Origin of the sequence: Serratia silvae, from assembly GCF_023282985.1 — a bacterium.
Classification (GTDB): domain Bacteria; phylum Pseudomonadota; class Gammaproteobacteria; order Enterobacterales; family Enterobacteriaceae; genus Chania; species Chania silvae.
Genome location: NZ_JAGQDC010000006.1, coordinates 66422 through 81170 on the forward strand (window position 1 = coordinate 66422; position 14749 = coordinate 81170).

At 56.1% G+C, this 14749-nt stretch carries 11 protein-coding genes; 6 read left to right on the forward strand and 5 right to left on the reverse strand.

All coding sequences use genetic code 11. The annotated features are described in order from the left end of the window. Positions 1–51 precede the first annotated feature (51 nt). A complete protein-coding gene (gene murA, locus KAJ71_RS09690; protein WP_248945522.1) occupies positions 52–1311 on the forward strand; it encodes a UDP-N-acetylglucosamine 1-carboxyvinyltransferase in 1260 nt (419 codons plus the stop codon). 57 nt (positions 1312–1368) lie between these two features. Here the strand turns inward: murA and degS are convergent, their stop codons facing one another. From degS to zapG, 3 genes are all read right to left on the reverse strand, one after another. Next, positions 1369–2427, reverse strand: coding sequence for an outer membrane-stress sensor serine endopeptidase DegS (gene degS, locus KAJ71_RS09695; protein ID WP_248945523.1), 1059 nt, complete (start codon positions 2425–2427; stop codon positions 1369–1371). An 89-nt stretch (positions 2428–2516) separates the two neighbouring features. Then, positions 2517–3890, reverse strand: coding sequence for a serine endoprotease DegQ (degQ, locus tag KAJ71_RS09700; RefSeq protein ID WP_248945524.1), 1374 nt, complete (start codon positions 3888–3890; stop codon positions 2517–2519). A 200-nt stretch (positions 3891–4090) separates the two neighbouring features. Beyond that, complete coding sequence (gene zapG / locus KAJ71_RS09705; protein ID WP_248945525.1) at positions 4091–4489, reverse strand: Z-ring associated protein ZapG; 399 nt, start codon at positions 4487–4489, stop codon at positions 4091–4093. Positions 4490–4719: 230 nt separating this feature from the next. On the opposite strand from zapG, the gene zapE reads away from it, so the two are divergent. The 5 genes from zapE to sspB all read left to right on the forward strand — a co-directional run bounded on the left by zapE (position 4720) and on the right by sspB (position 8518). After that, the gene (zapE, locus tag KAJ71_RS09710) at positions 4720–5844 is read left to right on the forward strand and encodes a cell division protein ZapE (protein ID WP_248945526.1); all 1125 of its coding nucleotides are present in this window, start codon (positions 4720–4722) and stop codon (positions 5842–5844) included. 295 nt (positions 5845–6139) lie between these two features. Beyond that, a complete protein-coding gene (gene rplM, locus KAJ71_RS09715) occupies positions 6140–6568 on the forward strand; it encodes a 50S ribosomal protein L13 (protein WP_248945527.1) in 429 nt (142 codons plus the stop codon). Positions 6569–6583: 15 nt separating this feature from the next. Continuing rightward, entirely contained in the window at positions 6584–6976 is a 393-nt protein-coding gene (gene rpsI, locus KAJ71_RS09720) for a 30S ribosomal protein S9 (RefSeq protein WP_024530629.1), read from the forward strand. 388 nt (positions 6977–7364) lie between these two features. Continuing rightward, positions 7365–8006 carry a stringent starvation protein SspA gene (sspA, locus tag KAJ71_RS09725; RefSeq protein ID WP_024483694.1) on the forward strand — a complete coding sequence of 214 codons (642 nt, stop codon included), beginning with the start codon at positions 7365–7367 and terminating at the stop codon, positions 8004–8006. 5 nt (positions 8007–8011) lie between these two features. Further along, entirely contained in the window at positions 8012–8518 is a 507-nt protein-coding gene (sspB, locus tag KAJ71_RS09730; protein WP_248945528.1) for a ClpXP protease specificity-enhancing factor, read from the forward strand. A 134-nt stretch (positions 8519–8652) separates the two neighbouring features. On the opposite strand, the gene KAJ71_RS09735 is transcribed toward sspB, so the two are convergent. Together KAJ71_RS09735 and gltB are read right to left on the reverse strand one after the other, a co-directional pair. Next, positions 8653–10071, reverse strand: coding sequence for a glutamate synthase small subunit (locus KAJ71_RS09735; protein WP_248945529.1), 1419 nt, complete (start codon positions 10069–10071; stop codon positions 8653–8655). A gap of 11 nt (positions 10072–10082) precedes the next feature. Beyond that, on the reverse strand, positions 10083–14543 hold the full coding sequence (gltB, locus tag KAJ71_RS09740) for a glutamate synthase large subunit (protein ID WP_248945530.1): 4461 nt from the start codon (positions 14541–14543) through the stop codon (positions 10083–10085). Positions 14544–14749 lie beyond the last annotated feature (206 nt).

Sequence of the window (14749 nt, forward strand, 5' to 3'; positions counted from 1 at the left end):
CTGTTTGCCCGGCGGGCAGGCAGCTCAGAACAGATAACAGAGAGTAGTTAAATGGATAAATTTCGTGTGCATGGCCGGACCCGTCTTAGCGGTGAAGTGACCATTTCCGGGGCGAAAAACGCCGCCCTGCCGATCCTGTTTGCCGCTTTGCTGGCGGAAGAGCCTGTCGAACTGCAAAACGTCCCGAAGCTGAAGGACATTGACACCACCATCAAACTGCTCGGCCAGTTGGGCACCAAGATCGAGCGTAATGGCTCGGTCTATGTTGATGCCAGCGGCGTGAACGAGTTTTGTGCTCCTTACGATCTGGTGAAAACCATGCGTGCCTCCATTTGGGCGTTGGGGCCGCTGGTTGCACGCTTTGGCCGTGGTCAGGTATCGCTGCCAGGCGGCTGTGCTATTGGCGCACGTCCGGTTGACCTGCACATTACCGGCCTGGAGCAGCTGGGTGCGGAAATCAAACTGGAAGAGGGCTACGTCAAGGCCTCTGTGGAAGGGCGCTTGAAGGGCGCACATATCGTGATGGATAAGGTCAGCGTAGGCGCGACCGTCACCATCATGAGTGCCGCAACTCTGGCGACCGGCACCACCGTCATCGAGAATGCGGCGCGTGAGCCGGAAATCGTCGATACTGCCAACTTCCTCAACACGCTGGGTGCCAAAATCAGCGGCGCAGGCACGGACAGGATCACCATCGAAGGCGTGGAGCGCTTGGGTGGTGGGGTTTACCGTGTGCTGCCAGACCGTATCGAAACCGGTACCTTCCTGGTTGCCGCTGCCGTTTCCGGTGGTAAGGTGTTGTGCCGCAACACCCGTCCAGATACGCTGGATGCGGTGTTGGCCAAACTGCGTGAAGCAGGGGCCGATATCGAAGTCGGTGAAGACTGGATCAGCCTGGACATGCATGGAAAACGCCCGAAAGCGGTAACCCTGCGCACGGCTCCACACCCTGGTTTCCCAACCGATATGCAGGCGCAGTTCAGCCTGTTGAATCTGGTAGCGGAAGGGACCGGCGTGATCACCGAGACGATCTTCGAAAACCGCTTTATGCACGTGCCTGAGCTGATCCGTATGGGCGCACACGCAGAAATCGAGAGCAACACCGTGATTTGCCACGGCGTAGAGCAGCTGTCTGGTGCACAGGTGATGGCGACCGATCTGCGTGCCTCTGCCAGCCTGGTATTGGCGGGTTGTATTGCCGAAGGCGTAACGGTGGTAGATCGTATTTATCACATCGACCGTGGCTACGAGCGTATCGAGGACAAACTGCGTGCGCTGGGTGCCAATATCGAACGTGTGAAAGGCGAGTAATCGACAGTTTTAGCCTGTTTGTGCGAATAGAGCCCGGCTTGCCGGGCTTTTTGCTGCCTAACTATTATCCTCCGGGAATTCACCCACCGTCATATGCAGCGTAATGCGTTGCCCATCGCGTAGCACCACTACCGGGATCTCTGTCCCAGGGCGGATCTCCGCCACCTGGTCCATCGTCTCCAATACCGAAACCGCCGGTTTGTTATCGACGTTAATGATGATGTCATTAATATGGAACGCTGCATTGGCGGCCGGGCCGTTAGGAGTAATTTCGGTCACGATGATCCCTTGTAGGCGATCGATGCCGGTCGCTGAGGTGCGCACCGGGATAATCTCTTTTCCCTGAATACCAAAGTAGCCGCGGATCACCCGGCCATCACGGATCAGCTTATCCATGATCTTGGTTGCCAGTTCTACCGGGATGGCAAAGCCTAGCCCCTCAGGCGTTTCGCCATCGGTGATCTTGTCATAGGTCAGCGTATTGATGCCCAACAGCTCACCCAGGGAATTAACCAGCGCACCGCCGGAGTTACCCCGGTTGATTGAAGCATCGGTTTGCAGGAAGGTTTGTCGCCCGGTGGTGCTCAGGCTGATACGCCCGGTGGCGCTGATAATGCCCTGGGTAACGGTTTGCCCCAGGTTGTACGGGTTACCGATCGCCAGCGCCACATCACCGATGCGTGCGGGGCGTGCGGTATTGATTGGGATCACTGGCAAGTTGCCCGGATCGATTTTAAGTACGGCAAGGTCGGTCAGACTATCGGAGCCGACCAATAACGCTTCATAGCGGCGGCCATCTTGCAGTACGGCGGTGATCTGCTGGGCGTCTTTGATCACGTGACGGTTGGTAATGATGTAGCCGCGATCGTTCATGATCACACCGGAACCCAGAGAGAGCACGTTGGTCGCGCCGCTGATGTTGCGGTTATAGATGTTGACGACGGCAGGGGCAGCCCGGCGCACGCCGGTATTAAAGCTGACCGGCGTTTGATCGCTGGTATTCTCGGATTTGCTGGCGAATATGTTATTGGCGGAACGCAATACGGGCAGGGCGGCCAGCAGTATACCGGCGACGACCAAACCAATAACAATAGAACGCAAGAGCTTAGCAAACATAGAGTTTTAGTTAGTGTTGGGGAAGATGAACGGAGGATAGCACGAGTTAACCGGGCGCAGTATGCTGGCGCGCCCGGTTTCGCAACAAATTAACGCAGCAACAGATAAATGTTTTCGTCACCACGTACGATGTTCAGCGCCATTACCGCTGGCTTCGCCTCAAGGAGCTTACGTAGTGCGTTGATGTTTTCAACGCGCTGACGGTTAACACCGATAATCACGTCCCCTTTCTGCAAGCCAAACTGCGCTGCCGGGGTGCCTTTATCCACCTTGTCGATCTTCACGCCTTTATCACCGTTTGGCAGCGCACCGTTGGTGAGTGCTGCACCTTGCAGCGCAGGCGACAGCGTTTCGGCGTTGGTTGATACGCTTTCGCTGTTATCCAGGGTGACGGCAACATCCATTGGTTTGCCTTCACGCAGCAGCCCCACTTTAACGGTGGTGCCCGGTGCAGTGGTGCCCACTTTGGCACGCAGCTCGGCAAAGCTGCTGATCGGCTTGCCGTCCAGAGAGACCAGGATATCACCGGATTTGATCCCGGCTTTGGCTGCGGCAGATTTTGGCATCACTTCGCTGACAAAGGCCCCGCGTTGGGCATCCGTATTGAATGCTTTTGCCATATCGGCGGTCATTTCACTGCCTTTGATACCCAGCAGGCCGCGCTTCACTTCGCCAAACTCAATCAGCTGCTTGCTCAGGCTCTGCGCCATGTTACTTGGAATGGCGAAGCCGATGCCGATGTTGCCGCCGCCCGGTGCCAGGATCGCGGTGTTGATACCGATCAGCTCACCATTCAGGTTCACCAGCGCGCCGCCGGAGTTGCCACGGTTGATTGAAGCATCGGTCTGGATGAAGTTTTCCAACCCTTCCAGGCTCAGGCCGCTACGGCCCAGTGCGGAGATGATGCCGGAGGTTGCCGTCTGGCCAAGGCCGAACGGGTTACCGACGGCTACGGCGAAGTCACCGACACGCAGCTTGTCGGAGTCGGCGATTTTTACCGCCGTCAGGTTTTTGACATCGCTGACCTGCAATAGGGCAATGTCAGACTGTTCGTCGCGGCCAATCAGCTTGGCGTCATATTCGCGGCCATCATTGAGCTGCACGCTGATCTTGTCGGCGTTATTGATGACGTGGTTGTTGGTGAGGATGTAGCCCTTCTGCGCATCGATAATCACACCGGAACCCAGCCCTTCAAACGGGCGAGTGCTTTCTTTCGGTGCAGGCATGTTCGGGCCAAAGAAGAATTTAAACTGCTCTGGCAGCTGTGGCTGGCGCTGTACCTGAGTGCCTTCTATACGCACGCTAACCACGGCGGGCAGCACTTTTTCCAGCATTGGCGCCAGGCTTGGCAGCGTCTGGCCCGCCACTGCGGTAGGCATGGCTGCGTTGGCTGCCGGAACGGATGCGAATGCCAGGCTAATGCTCATTGCTAATGCGCTAAGAATTAAAGATCTTTTCTTCATTGGTTATAGCTCTCTCAAAATCTGCCAGATGAAATTTTTGACAATATTGCCATAGCGATATCATTTGTGAAGTCTAGGACAATGAATTTACGCGAAAAGTTCACTTAATCGTCAAGAGTAAGCATAGTCACAGTGGGGAATTAGGGACGAACCAAGTGAACAACCCGTGGGATTACCCCACGGGTCAGTATAACGGGGAATTAATTATCACGTGGTGCGCCGCGCAGCAGGCCGGAGGCCCCTTCGGAATAGTCACGTGGCATTTCTACTGGAGCCTGATCGTTATCCGCTTCCGATTCGGACAGGCGGTAGCGGAACGGGTTGTCCTGCATCGGCAGATCCGGCAGCAGGTTATTGGAGCTTTTCGCCATATGTTGATACAGCTGGCGATAGTCGCGCGCCATGTTATCCAACAGTTCGGCACTGCGGGCAAAATGGCCAACCAACTCCTGACGGTACTCTTCAAGCTCGGTTTTGCTTTTATCCAGTTCGTTTTGCAGCGCCTGCTGCTGACGTAATTTACTGTTACCAAAACGCATCGCTACCGCACCTATCACGATACCGACCACCAAACCAATCAGCGCATACTCCCAGGTCATGATGACTCCTATTTTGACTTCGTTGTTCCGCAGGGATTTTTCACTTAATAATATCCACTATAACCGTTAACCTTGTCCGAGTGGAATCCTGATAAGCCAATACCTGTCGTTTGCAGGGGTTTTCTTGGGGCACGACGCCGATAAATGTGTCGATCAGGGTGCGAAGCGGCTGCCATCCGCCGCGAAAATTGGATAAATAAATTCTCAGCGTTGTTAGGGATTGCGAATACATGCAGGCACAGTCACCGTTATCACGCTACCAGCAGGCGCTGGATGCGGGGGAATATCAGGCCGATGCGGTTCAGCGCCAGGCCGTTACGCAGTTGGATCAGATCTATCAGGCCTTACAGCAGCTACCGGCTCCCGCTAACGCTGGCAAGCGCCGTAACCTGTTTAGCCGCTGGTTAGGTAAGAGTGAGGAAACCACTACACAGCGGCCGGTGCAGGGGTTGTATATGTGGGGCGGCGTTGGTCGTGGCAAGACTTGGCTGATGGACCTGTTTTTCCACAGTCTGCCCGGCGAGCGCAAACTGCGGCTGCACTTTCACCGCTTTATGCTGCGGGTACATGAAGAACTGACGGAACTGCAAGGGCAGGAAAACCCGCTGGAGATCGTCGCCGACGGCTTCAAGGCGCAAACGGACGTGCTGTGTTTTGACGAGTTCTTTGTTTCCGACATCACCGATGCCATGCTGCTGGCAACGCTGTTGCAGGCGCTGTTCGCCCGCGGTATTACGCTGGTGGCTACCTCTAACATTATTCCTGACAACCTCTACCGCAACGGGCTGCAACGCGCGCGTTTCCTTCCTGCGATCGATTTGATCAACGAGTATTGCGACGTGATGAACGTGGATGCGGGCATCGATTATCGGTTACGTACCCTGACGCAGGCCCATCTGTATCTGACACCGCTCAATCAGCAAACGCAGGACACGATGGATCACATCTTCCTCAAGCTGGCCGGCCACGCCGGGGAAGAGGCTCCGGTGCTGCAAATCAATCACCGGCCAATGCCCACCTTGCGCGCGGTGGAAGGGGTATTGGCGATCGATTTTCACACCCTGTGTGAAGAGCCGCGTAGCCAACTCGATTACATCGCGTTGTCACGCCTCTATCACAGCGTAATGCTGTATAATGTGCACATTATGGGGCCGCTGAAGGAAAACACCGCCCGCCGCTTCCTGGCGCTGGTGGACGAGTTTTACGAGCGCCACGTCAAACTGGTGATCGCCGCTGAAGCCTCGATGTTTGAGATCTACCAGGGCGAACAGCTGAAGTTCGAGTTTCAGCGTTGCCTGTCCCGCCTGCAGGAGATGCAGAGCGAGGAGTATCTGAAGCTGCCTCATCTGCCGTAAACGGCGTCGGGCCTGGCTTTCAGGCCCAGTTTCATCCCCGATTATCGTCGCCAAATCGGTCCCCAGCGCTAAATCCGTTTTCCCGGTAAAAACAGGTCGACCTTTGTGAGCGACTTCTCTATAATCTTGCGACCCCACGTTACAACAAAGTTTTTTTCCCAAAACTTTGTATAGTGCCGGCAATGGCTATTCGAAGGGGTAGGTTTGCTGGACTTGTATGGTCGTGTGAGCCTCAACTGTTTTCGAGCGTTGGGTGAACACCTACGTGTAACTAAATTATTGGGTAAGCTTTCTAATGAAAACTTTTACAGCTAAACCAGAAACCGTAAAACGTGACTGGTATGTTGTTGATGCAGACGGTAAAACTTTAGGCCGTCTCGCTACTGAACTGGCTCGTCGTCTGCGCGGCAAGCATAAAGCGGAATACACCCCGCACGTTGATACCGGTGACTACATCATCGTTCTGAACGCAGAAAAAGTTGCTGTAACCGGCAACAAGCGTACAGACAAAGTGTATTACCGCCACACTGGCCACATCGGTGGTATCAAGCAAGCGACCTTTGAAGAGATGATTGCCCGCAGTCCTGAGCGCGTGATTGAAATCGCGGTTAAAGGCATGCTGCCAAAGGGTCCGTTGGGTCGTGCGATGTTCCGTAAACTGAAAGTTTACGCGGGCACCGAGCACACTCACGCGGCACAGCAACCGCAAGTTCTTGACATCTAATCGGGATTATAGGCAATGGCTGAAAATCAATACTACGGCACTGGTCGCCGCAAAAGCTCCGCCGCTCGCGTTTTTATCAAGCCGGGCAGTGGTAACATCGTTATTAACCAGCGCAGCCTGGAACAGTACTTCGGTCGCGAAACTGCCCGCATGGTAGTTCGTCAACCGCTGGAACTGGTCGACATGGTTGGCAAACTGGATCTGTACATCACCGTTAAAGGTGGTGGCATCTCTGGTCAAGCTGGCGCTATCCGTCACGGTATCACCCGTGCACTGATGGAGTACGACGAGACTCTGCGTGGTGAATTGCGTAAAGCTGGCTTCGTCACTCGTGACGCGCGTAAAGTTGAGCGTAAGAAAGTCGGTCTGCGTAAAGCACGTCGCCGTCCGCAGTTCTCCAAGCGTTAATTTTTTCTGCTTCGGCAGGACGATTTACGCGAAAAACCCGCCTCTTTGGCGGGTTTTTTTATGCCTGCGATAAGATTAAATTTAATTTAAATCAGTGGCTTATGTGATAAATCAATGCATAATCACCACAAAACAGTCAAAATCTGGTAAACTATCATCCACTTTTGCGCCTGTTCGCCGTGCAGTGCTGTCAGTCTACCTCCGAGGCCGTTGTCCAGACCTAAGGTTTATCTGTGAGCTGCGGGCTTGCGGTCACGATTATTCAGGATAGCAGCCTGATATACCCAATCAATTTCACGTCGCAGCCAGGCGGCAACAACGCAATGGCTCGTGGAGTGATGGATATTTTGGCTATTCGCCGTATTTTCTAGATAACTTGGAGGTTTTCATGGCTGTCGCTGCCAACAAACGTTCGGTAATGACGCTGTTCTCTGGCCCGACCGACATCTTTAGCCATCAAGTACGTATCGTACTGGCGGAAAAAGGCGTCAGCGTCGAGATCGAGCAGGTAGAACCCGATAATCTGCCGCAGGATCTGATCGACCTCAACCCATACCAGACGGTACCGACGTTGGTCGATCGCGAGCTGACGCTGTATGAATCCCGTATCATCATGGAATACCTTGATGAGCGTTTCCCTCACCCGCCGTTGATGCCGGTGTATCCGGTAGCACGTGGTGAAAGCCGTCTGATGATGCTGCGTATCGAGAGAAACTGGTACACGCTGATGTACAAAATCGAGCAGAGCAACGGCCAGGAAGCTGAATCAGCACGCCGTCAACTGCGCGAAGAGCTGCTGGCGATTGCGCCAATCTTCGGCCAGACCCCGTATTTCATGAGCGAAGAGTTCAGCCTGGTAGACTGCTACCTGGCGCCTCTGCTGTGGCGTTTGCCGCAACTGGGTATCGAACTGAGTGGTGCCGGCTCCAAAGAGCTGAAAGGCTACATGACCCGCGTCTTCGAGCGTGATGCATTCCTGGCCTCTCTGACCGAAGCCGAGCGCGAAATGCGCCTGCAGACTCGGGGCTAAGCATCATGGATATGTCTCAGATGACCCCGCGCCGTCCTTATCTTTTGCGGGCATTCTATGACTGGCTGTTGGATAACCAACTGACTCCGCATCTGGTCGTAGACGTGATGCGGCCAGATGTGCAGGTTCCGATGGAGTTTGCACGTGATGGTCAGATTGTGCTGAACATTGCTCCGCGTGCCGTTGGCAACCTGCAACTGGGCGACGACGAAGTGACCTTCAACGCGCGCTTTGGTGGCGTACCTCGTCAGGTACTGGTACCAATGGCGGCCGTGCTGGCGATTTATGCACGAGAGAACGGGGCCGGTACCCTGTTTGAACCGGAAGCCAAGTACGAAGATGAAGGGGCTTTTGAAGGTCTGGAAGAGGTGTCTGGCCCAACGGGTAGCCTGATGTCAGTGGTTGATAGCGATCGTCAGGATAGCGTTGAAGACGATAACGGCCCTGATGATGAACCGCCACAGCCGCCACGCGGTGGTGGTGGCCGTCCGGCGTTGCGTGTCGTGAAGTAAGCTACGGCAGGCAGGGAAAAAGGTGCAACTCAGGTTGCGCTTTTTTATTGCCTGTAGATCGGCAAGTTGGGTATCCGGAAGGTAAAAGCAAAGGGCCGGCAAGCCGACCCTTTGGGAGAACGTAGAGGTGTAAATCACACTTCCAGATAACACATGATGCCTTCGGCAGCTTTGCGCCCTTCGGCAATCGCGGTAACCACCAGATCGGAACCGCGAACCGCATCGCCACCGGCGAAGATTTTCGGGTTGCTGGTCTGGAAGGCGTTATCGACCGATTCTGGTGCCACGATGCGGCCCTGTTTGTCTAATTGCACGTCATGCGCGGCCAGCCAGTCCATCTGGTGTGGGCGGAAGCCAAAGGCCATCACCACCGCATCGGCGTCGATCACGTGCTCAGATCCAGGTACCTGCTCGGCAACCTGGCGGCCATTGGCATCCGGGGCACCCAACTGAGTGCGCACCATCTTGACGCCCGCGACGCGCCCCGCACCGTTAAGCTCAATGCTCAACGGTTGCAGGTTGAACTGGAACTCGACCCCTTCCTCGCGCGCATTCTTCACTTCGCGTTTGGAACCGGGCATGTTTGCTTCATCCCGGCGATAGGCACAGATGACCTGAGTCGCACCTTGACGAATGGAGGTACGCACGCAGTCCATCGCGGTGTCACCACCGCCCAGCACGACCACACGTTTGCCTTCCATGCTGACATACGGTTCGTGCTGTTCTGGCTGATAGCCCATCAGCTGTTTGGTGTTGGCGATCAGGAACGGCAGCGCATCGTACACGCCCGGTGCCTCTTCGTTCTCCAATCCACCACGCATCGATTGGTAGGTACCTACGCCGAGGAACACCGCATCGTATTCGTTCAACAGCGCATCCATGGTGATGTCTTTACCGACTTCGGTATTGAGCTGGAACTCGATACCCATCTCGCTGAAGATGCCGCGGCGTTTGATCATCACCTCTTTTTCCAGCTTAAAGGCCGGGATGCCGAAGGTCAGCAGGCCGCCGATCTCTGGATGACGATCATAAACCACCGCTTTGACGCCGTTACGGGTCAATACGTCGGCACAGGCCAGGCCCGCCGGGCCAGCGCCAATAACGGCCACCCGCTTACCCGTTGGGTGCACGTGGGACATATCCGGCTTCCAGCCCATCTCGATCGCTTTATCGCTGATGTAACGCTCGATATTGCCGATGGTCACCGCGCCAAACTCGTCGTTCAGGGTGCAGGAACCTTCGCACAGGCGATCTTGCGGACAAACGCGGCCACACACTTCCGGCAGGCTGTTGGTCTGGTGTGCCAGATCCGCTGCCTCCATGATGCGGCCTTCATTCGCCAGCTTCAGCCAGTTCGGAATATAGTTATGAACTGGGCATTTCCATTCGCAATAGGGGTTACCGCAGGACAGGCAACGATCGGCCTGTGATTTCGCTTGGGTTTCCGAAAAGGGTTCGTAGATCTCTACAAACTCAATTTTGCGGATCTTCAGCGGTTTCTTCGGCGGATCAACACGCTGCAGGTCGATAAATTGATAAACGTTCTGACTCATTCAATGACCCCTTACTGCGCCTGAACCCGCAGCTCGGCTGCGGAACGACTACGGTGACCCAACAATGCTTTGACATCACTGGACTTCGGTTTGACCAGCGCAAACTTCGGCGCCCAAACCGGCCAGTTGGCCAAGATCTCTTCTGCCCGTGATGAACCGGTCAACTGCACGTGTTCGGTGATCAAACCGCGCAGGTGCTCTTCATGGATCGCCAGTTGATCGACGTCCAGCACTTCCACCAGTTCCGGGTTGACGCGTTTGCGGAACTCGCCGTCTTCGTCCAGAACGTAGGCGAAACCGCCGGTCATACCTGCACCAAAGTTGATGCCGGTTTTACCCAATACGCAGACGATGCCACCGGTCATGTATTCACAACCGTTATCGCCAATGCCTTCAACCACGGTGATTGCCCCGGAGTTACGCACGGCGAAACGCTCCCCGGCGCGGCCTGCGGCGAACAGCTTGCCACCGGTTGCGCCGTACAGGCAGGTGTTGCCGATGATGCTAGCCTCGTGGCTGCGGAAGGCAGAACCCACCGGAGGACGCACGGCGATACGGCCACCGGCCATCCCTTTACCGACGTAGTCGTTGGCATCGCCGGTCAGGGTCAGCTCAACGCCGCCAGCATTCCACACGCCGAAGCTCTGGCCAGCGGTACCGGAGAAATGCGCCTTGATCGGATCGGCCGCCATCCCTTGATCGCCATGCAGTGTGGCAATCGCCCCTGACAAGGTCGCGCCGACGGAACGATCAGTGTTACGGATATCGAAATAGAAGGTCTTGCTGTGCTTGGCCTCGATATGCGGCTGTGCCTGTGCCATCAGCTCCTTGTTCAGCACGCCCTGATCGAACGGTGGGTTGCTGCTTTCGGTGCAGTGCAGGGCTTTGCCCGCGTGTGGCGTGGCGGTTTTCAGCAACGGCGACAGATCCAGCTTGTTCTGCTTGGCGGAGATCCCGTCGAGCTCGGTCAGGAACTCGGTGCGGCCAATCAGATCGACCAGTTGGCTGACGCCCAGTGTAGCCATGATCTCACGGGTTTCCCGAGCGATAAACTGGAAGTAGTTGGTCACGCGCTCTGGCAGGCCGTGATAGTGATCGCGGCGCAGTTTTTCATCTTGAGTTGCCACGCCGGTCGCGCAGTTGTTCAAGTGGCAGATACGCAGGTATTTACAGCCCAGAGCTACCATCGGGCCGGTGCCGAAGCCGAAGCTCTCTGCACCCAGAATGGCGGCCTTAACAATATCGACGCCGGTTTTCAGCCCACCGTCCACCTGTAGGCGGATTTTGTGGCGCAGACCGTTGGCTACCAGCGCCTGCTGGGTTTCCACCAGGCCAAGCTCCCATGGGCAGCCAGCATATTTAACTGAAGATAACGGGCTTGCCCCAGTGCCGCCGTCGTAACCGGCAATGGTGATCAGATCGGCATAGGCTTTCGCTACGCCGGTGGCAATGGTGCCCACGCCCGGCTCGGAAACCAGCTTCACCGAAATCATCGCCTTCGGGTTCACCTGTTTCAGATCGAAAATCAGCTGTGCCAAATCTTCAATCGAATAGATATCGTGATGCGGCGGAGGCGAGATCAGGGTAACGCCCGGCACCGAATAACGCAGTTTGGCGATATACGGCGTGACCTTATCACCAGGCAACTGACCACCTTCACCCGGTTTGGCACCTTGGGCGACCTTTATCTGGATCACGTCGGCGTTCACCAGATAGGCTGGTGTCACACCAAAGCGGCCAGAGGCCACCTGCTTGATACGGGAAACCTTGTTGGTGCCGTAGCGCGCAGGATCTTCACCGCCTTCACCGGAGTTGGAGAAACCGCCCAGGCTGTTCATGGCAATCGCCAGCGACTCATGGGCCTCCGGGCTGAGTGCCCCGATGGACATGGCGGCGGTATCGAAGCGTTTGAACAGCGATTCGGCCGGTTCAACCTGATCGACCGGGATCGGTGCGCCTTTCGGGGTGATCGCCAGCAGATCGCGCAGTGTGGCAATCGGGCGCTCGTTCACCAGCTTGGCATAAGCCTGGTAATCGCTGTATTCACCGCTGTGCACTGCTTTTTGCAGCGAGTTCACCACGTCTGGGTTATACGCATGGTATTCGCCATTGTGGACGAACTTCAGCAGGCCACCTTGATCCAGCGGTTTGCGTTTCAGCCAGGCGCGTTTGGACAGGTTTTGCAGATCCTGCTGGAAGTCGCTGAAGCTGGCACCGCCGATGCGGCTGACCACGCCCTGGAAACAGAGATCGGACAGGTCACGGTGCAGGCCAACGGCTTCAAACAGTTTGGAACAGCGATAAGAGGCGATAGTCGAGATGCCCATTTTGGACATGATCTTGTACAGCCCTTTATTGATGCCGTTGCGGTAGTTGAGCATCACGTCGCGGTATTTCTTGTCGATCGCCTGGCTGTCAACCAGCTTGGCCAGCGTTTCGTAGGCCAGATACGGGTAGATGGCGGTAGCGCCAAAGCCCAGCAACACGGCGAAGTGGTGCGGGTCGCGGGCGCTGGCGGTTTCAACGATGATGTTGGCATCGCAACGCAGGTTTTTGTCCACCAGGCGGGTCTGGATTGCCCCCACCGCCATTGGCGCTGGTACCGGCAGACGCTGGTTGTTGATGGCTCGGTCGGACAGCACCAGCAGCACTGCGCCGTCACGGACTTTACGTTCCGCTTCGTCGCACAGGGCGTGGATGGTCTGCTCCAGATCCTGCTCCGCCGGATCGAAGGTCAGGTCGAGTGTGTCGGCACGATAATATTCACCTTCCAGCGTCGTGAGCTGCTTGAAGTCTGAATACAAAAGGATCGGCGATTTGAAGCTCAGGCGGTGAGCCTGGCCTTCGGCTTCGCAGAACACGTTCATCTCGCGGCCGATGCTGGTGGCCAGAGACATCACGTGGGCTTCACGCAACGGATCGATCGGCGGGTTGGTGACCTGAGCGAACTGCTGGCGGAAGTAGTCATAAATGATGCGAGGACGGCTGGAAAGCACGGCGAATGGGGTATCGTCACCCATCGAACCGGTGGCTTCCTGGCCGATCTCGCCCAGTACGCGGATCACCTGGTCTAGCTCTTCGCTGCTGTAGCCGAACTGCTTCTGGTAGGTTTCCAGCGTGGCGTCATCCAGCTCGCGGCTGCCCACCTGATCTTCCGGCAGATCTTCGAACGGCACCAGACGCTTAACGTTCTTCTCCATCCACTCTTTATACGGGTGGCGGCTTTTCAGATCGTTGTCGGTTTCGGCGGAGTGCAGGATCTTGCCGCTGCGGGTGTCGATCACCATCAGCTCGCCTGGCCCGACGCGGCCTTTTTCGATGACCTCATCCGGCTGGTAATCCCAGATGCCGACTTCTGAAGCACAGGTGATCAGCTTGTCTTTGGTGATGACGTAGCGCGCCGGACGCAGACCGTTACGGTCCAGGTTACAGGCGGCGTAGCGGCCATCGGACATCACGATGCCTGCCGGGCCGTCCCACGGCTCCATGTGCATCGAGTTGAAGTCGAAGAAGGCGCGCAGATCGGTGTCCATATCCGGGTTGTTCTGCCAGGCTGGTGGCACCAGCAAACGCATGGCACGGATCAGATCCATACCGCCTGCCAGCAACAGCTCCAGCATGTTGTCCAGCGAGCTGGAGTCGGAGCCTGTTTCGTTAACGAAAGGCGCAGCGGCTTGCAAATCCGGGATCAGCGGGGTCTGGAACTTGTAGGTACGCGCACGTGCCCACTGGCGGTTACCGGTGATGGTGTTGATTTCACCGTTGTGTGCCAGATAGCGGAACGGCTGTGCCAAAGGCCAGCGCGGTACGGTATTGGTAGAGAAGCGCTGGTGGAACAGGCAGATGGCCGATTCCAGCCGCAGATCGGCCAGATCCAGATAGAAGCGTGGCAGATCGGCTGGCATGCACAGACCTTTGTAGATCGTCACCAGGTTGGAGAAACTGCACACATAGAAGCTGTCGTCCTGGACGCGCTTCTCGATACGGCGACGGGCCACAAACAGGCGGCGTTCCATATCACGTGGACGCCAGCCCGCAGGGGCGTTCACGAAAATCTGTTCAATACGCGGCAGGGAAGAGAGGGCGATCTCACCCAGAACGTCCGGGTTGGTAGGAACTTCGCGCCAGCCGACGATTGACAGCGTTTCGTTCTGCAGCTCTTCTTCAACAATGCGGCGGCTGGCACGGGCTTCCTCTTCGTTCTGGCTGAGGAACATCATGCCAACGGCGTAGTTTTTGGCTAAACGCCAGCCGCGTTCTTGCGCCACCATGCGGAAAAAACGATCGGGCTTTTGCAATAACAGGCCGCACCCGTCGCCAGTCTTACCATCAGCAAGAATTGCACCACGGTGTTGCATGCGGGCCAGTGCGTGAATAGCGGTCCTCACCACTTTGTGGCTAGGTTCGCCTTCTATGTGGGCGATCAGGCCGAAACCACAGTTGTCCCTCTCATGGGATTTATCGTACAGCATATCAGTGAACCTCCCCAGGCTCTGTGTGACTCTTACAACCCACTGCGAAGGGCCTGCTCAATTTCAGGCAGAAGTCCAATCAGCAAGGTTAATATCGCCAATCTGCTTTTCCGCCCTCCATCAATGGCCTCTCGTGACGGTTCTCACAAGTGGTAAATGACTTGTTTTAAGAGGGAGTCTTAAATTACTGCATAATTATGACGAGA

Excerpts from the sequence above, each read along its gene's own strand:
- murA (WP_248945522.1), top strand. The coding sequence starts at position 52 with ATGGATAAATTTCGTGTGCATGGCCGGACCCGTCTTAGCGGTGAAGTG.
- degS (WP_248945523.1), bottom strand. The coding sequence starts at position 2,427 with ATGTTTGCTAAGCTCTTGCGTTCTATTGTTATTGGTTTGGTCGTCGCC.
- degQ (WP_248945524.1), bottom strand. The coding sequence starts at position 3,890 with ATGAAGAAAAGATCTTTAATTCTTAGCGCATTAGCAATGAGCATTAGC.
- zapG (WP_248945525.1), bottom strand. The coding sequence starts at position 4,489 with ATGACCTGGGAGTATGCGCTGATTGGTTTGGTGGTCGGTATCGTGATA.
- zapE (WP_248945526.1), top strand. The coding sequence starts at position 4,720 with ATGCAGGCACAGTCACCGTTATCACGCTACCAGCAGGCGCTGGATGCG.
- rplM (WP_248945527.1), top strand. The coding sequence starts at position 6,140 with ATGAAAACTTTTACAGCTAAACCAGAAACCGTAAAACGTGACTGGTAT.
- rpsI (WP_024530629.1), top strand. The coding sequence starts at position 6,584 with ATGGCTGAAAATCAATACTACGGCACTGGTCGCCGCAAAAGCTCCGCC.
- sspA (WP_024483694.1), top strand. The coding sequence starts at position 7,365 with ATGGCTGTCGCTGCCAACAAACGTTCGGTAATGACGCTGTTCTCTGGC.
- sspB (WP_248945528.1), top strand. The coding sequence starts at position 8,012 with ATGGATATGTCTCAGATGACCCCGCGCCGTCCTTATCTTTTGCGGGCA.
- KAJ71_RS09735 (WP_248945529.1), bottom strand. The coding sequence starts at position 10,071 with ATGAGTCAGAACGTTTATCAATTTATCGACCTGCAGCGTGTTGATCCG.
- gltB (WP_248945530.1), bottom strand. The coding sequence starts at position 14,543 with ATGCTGTACGATAAATCCCATGAGAGGGACAACTGTGGTTTCGGCCTG.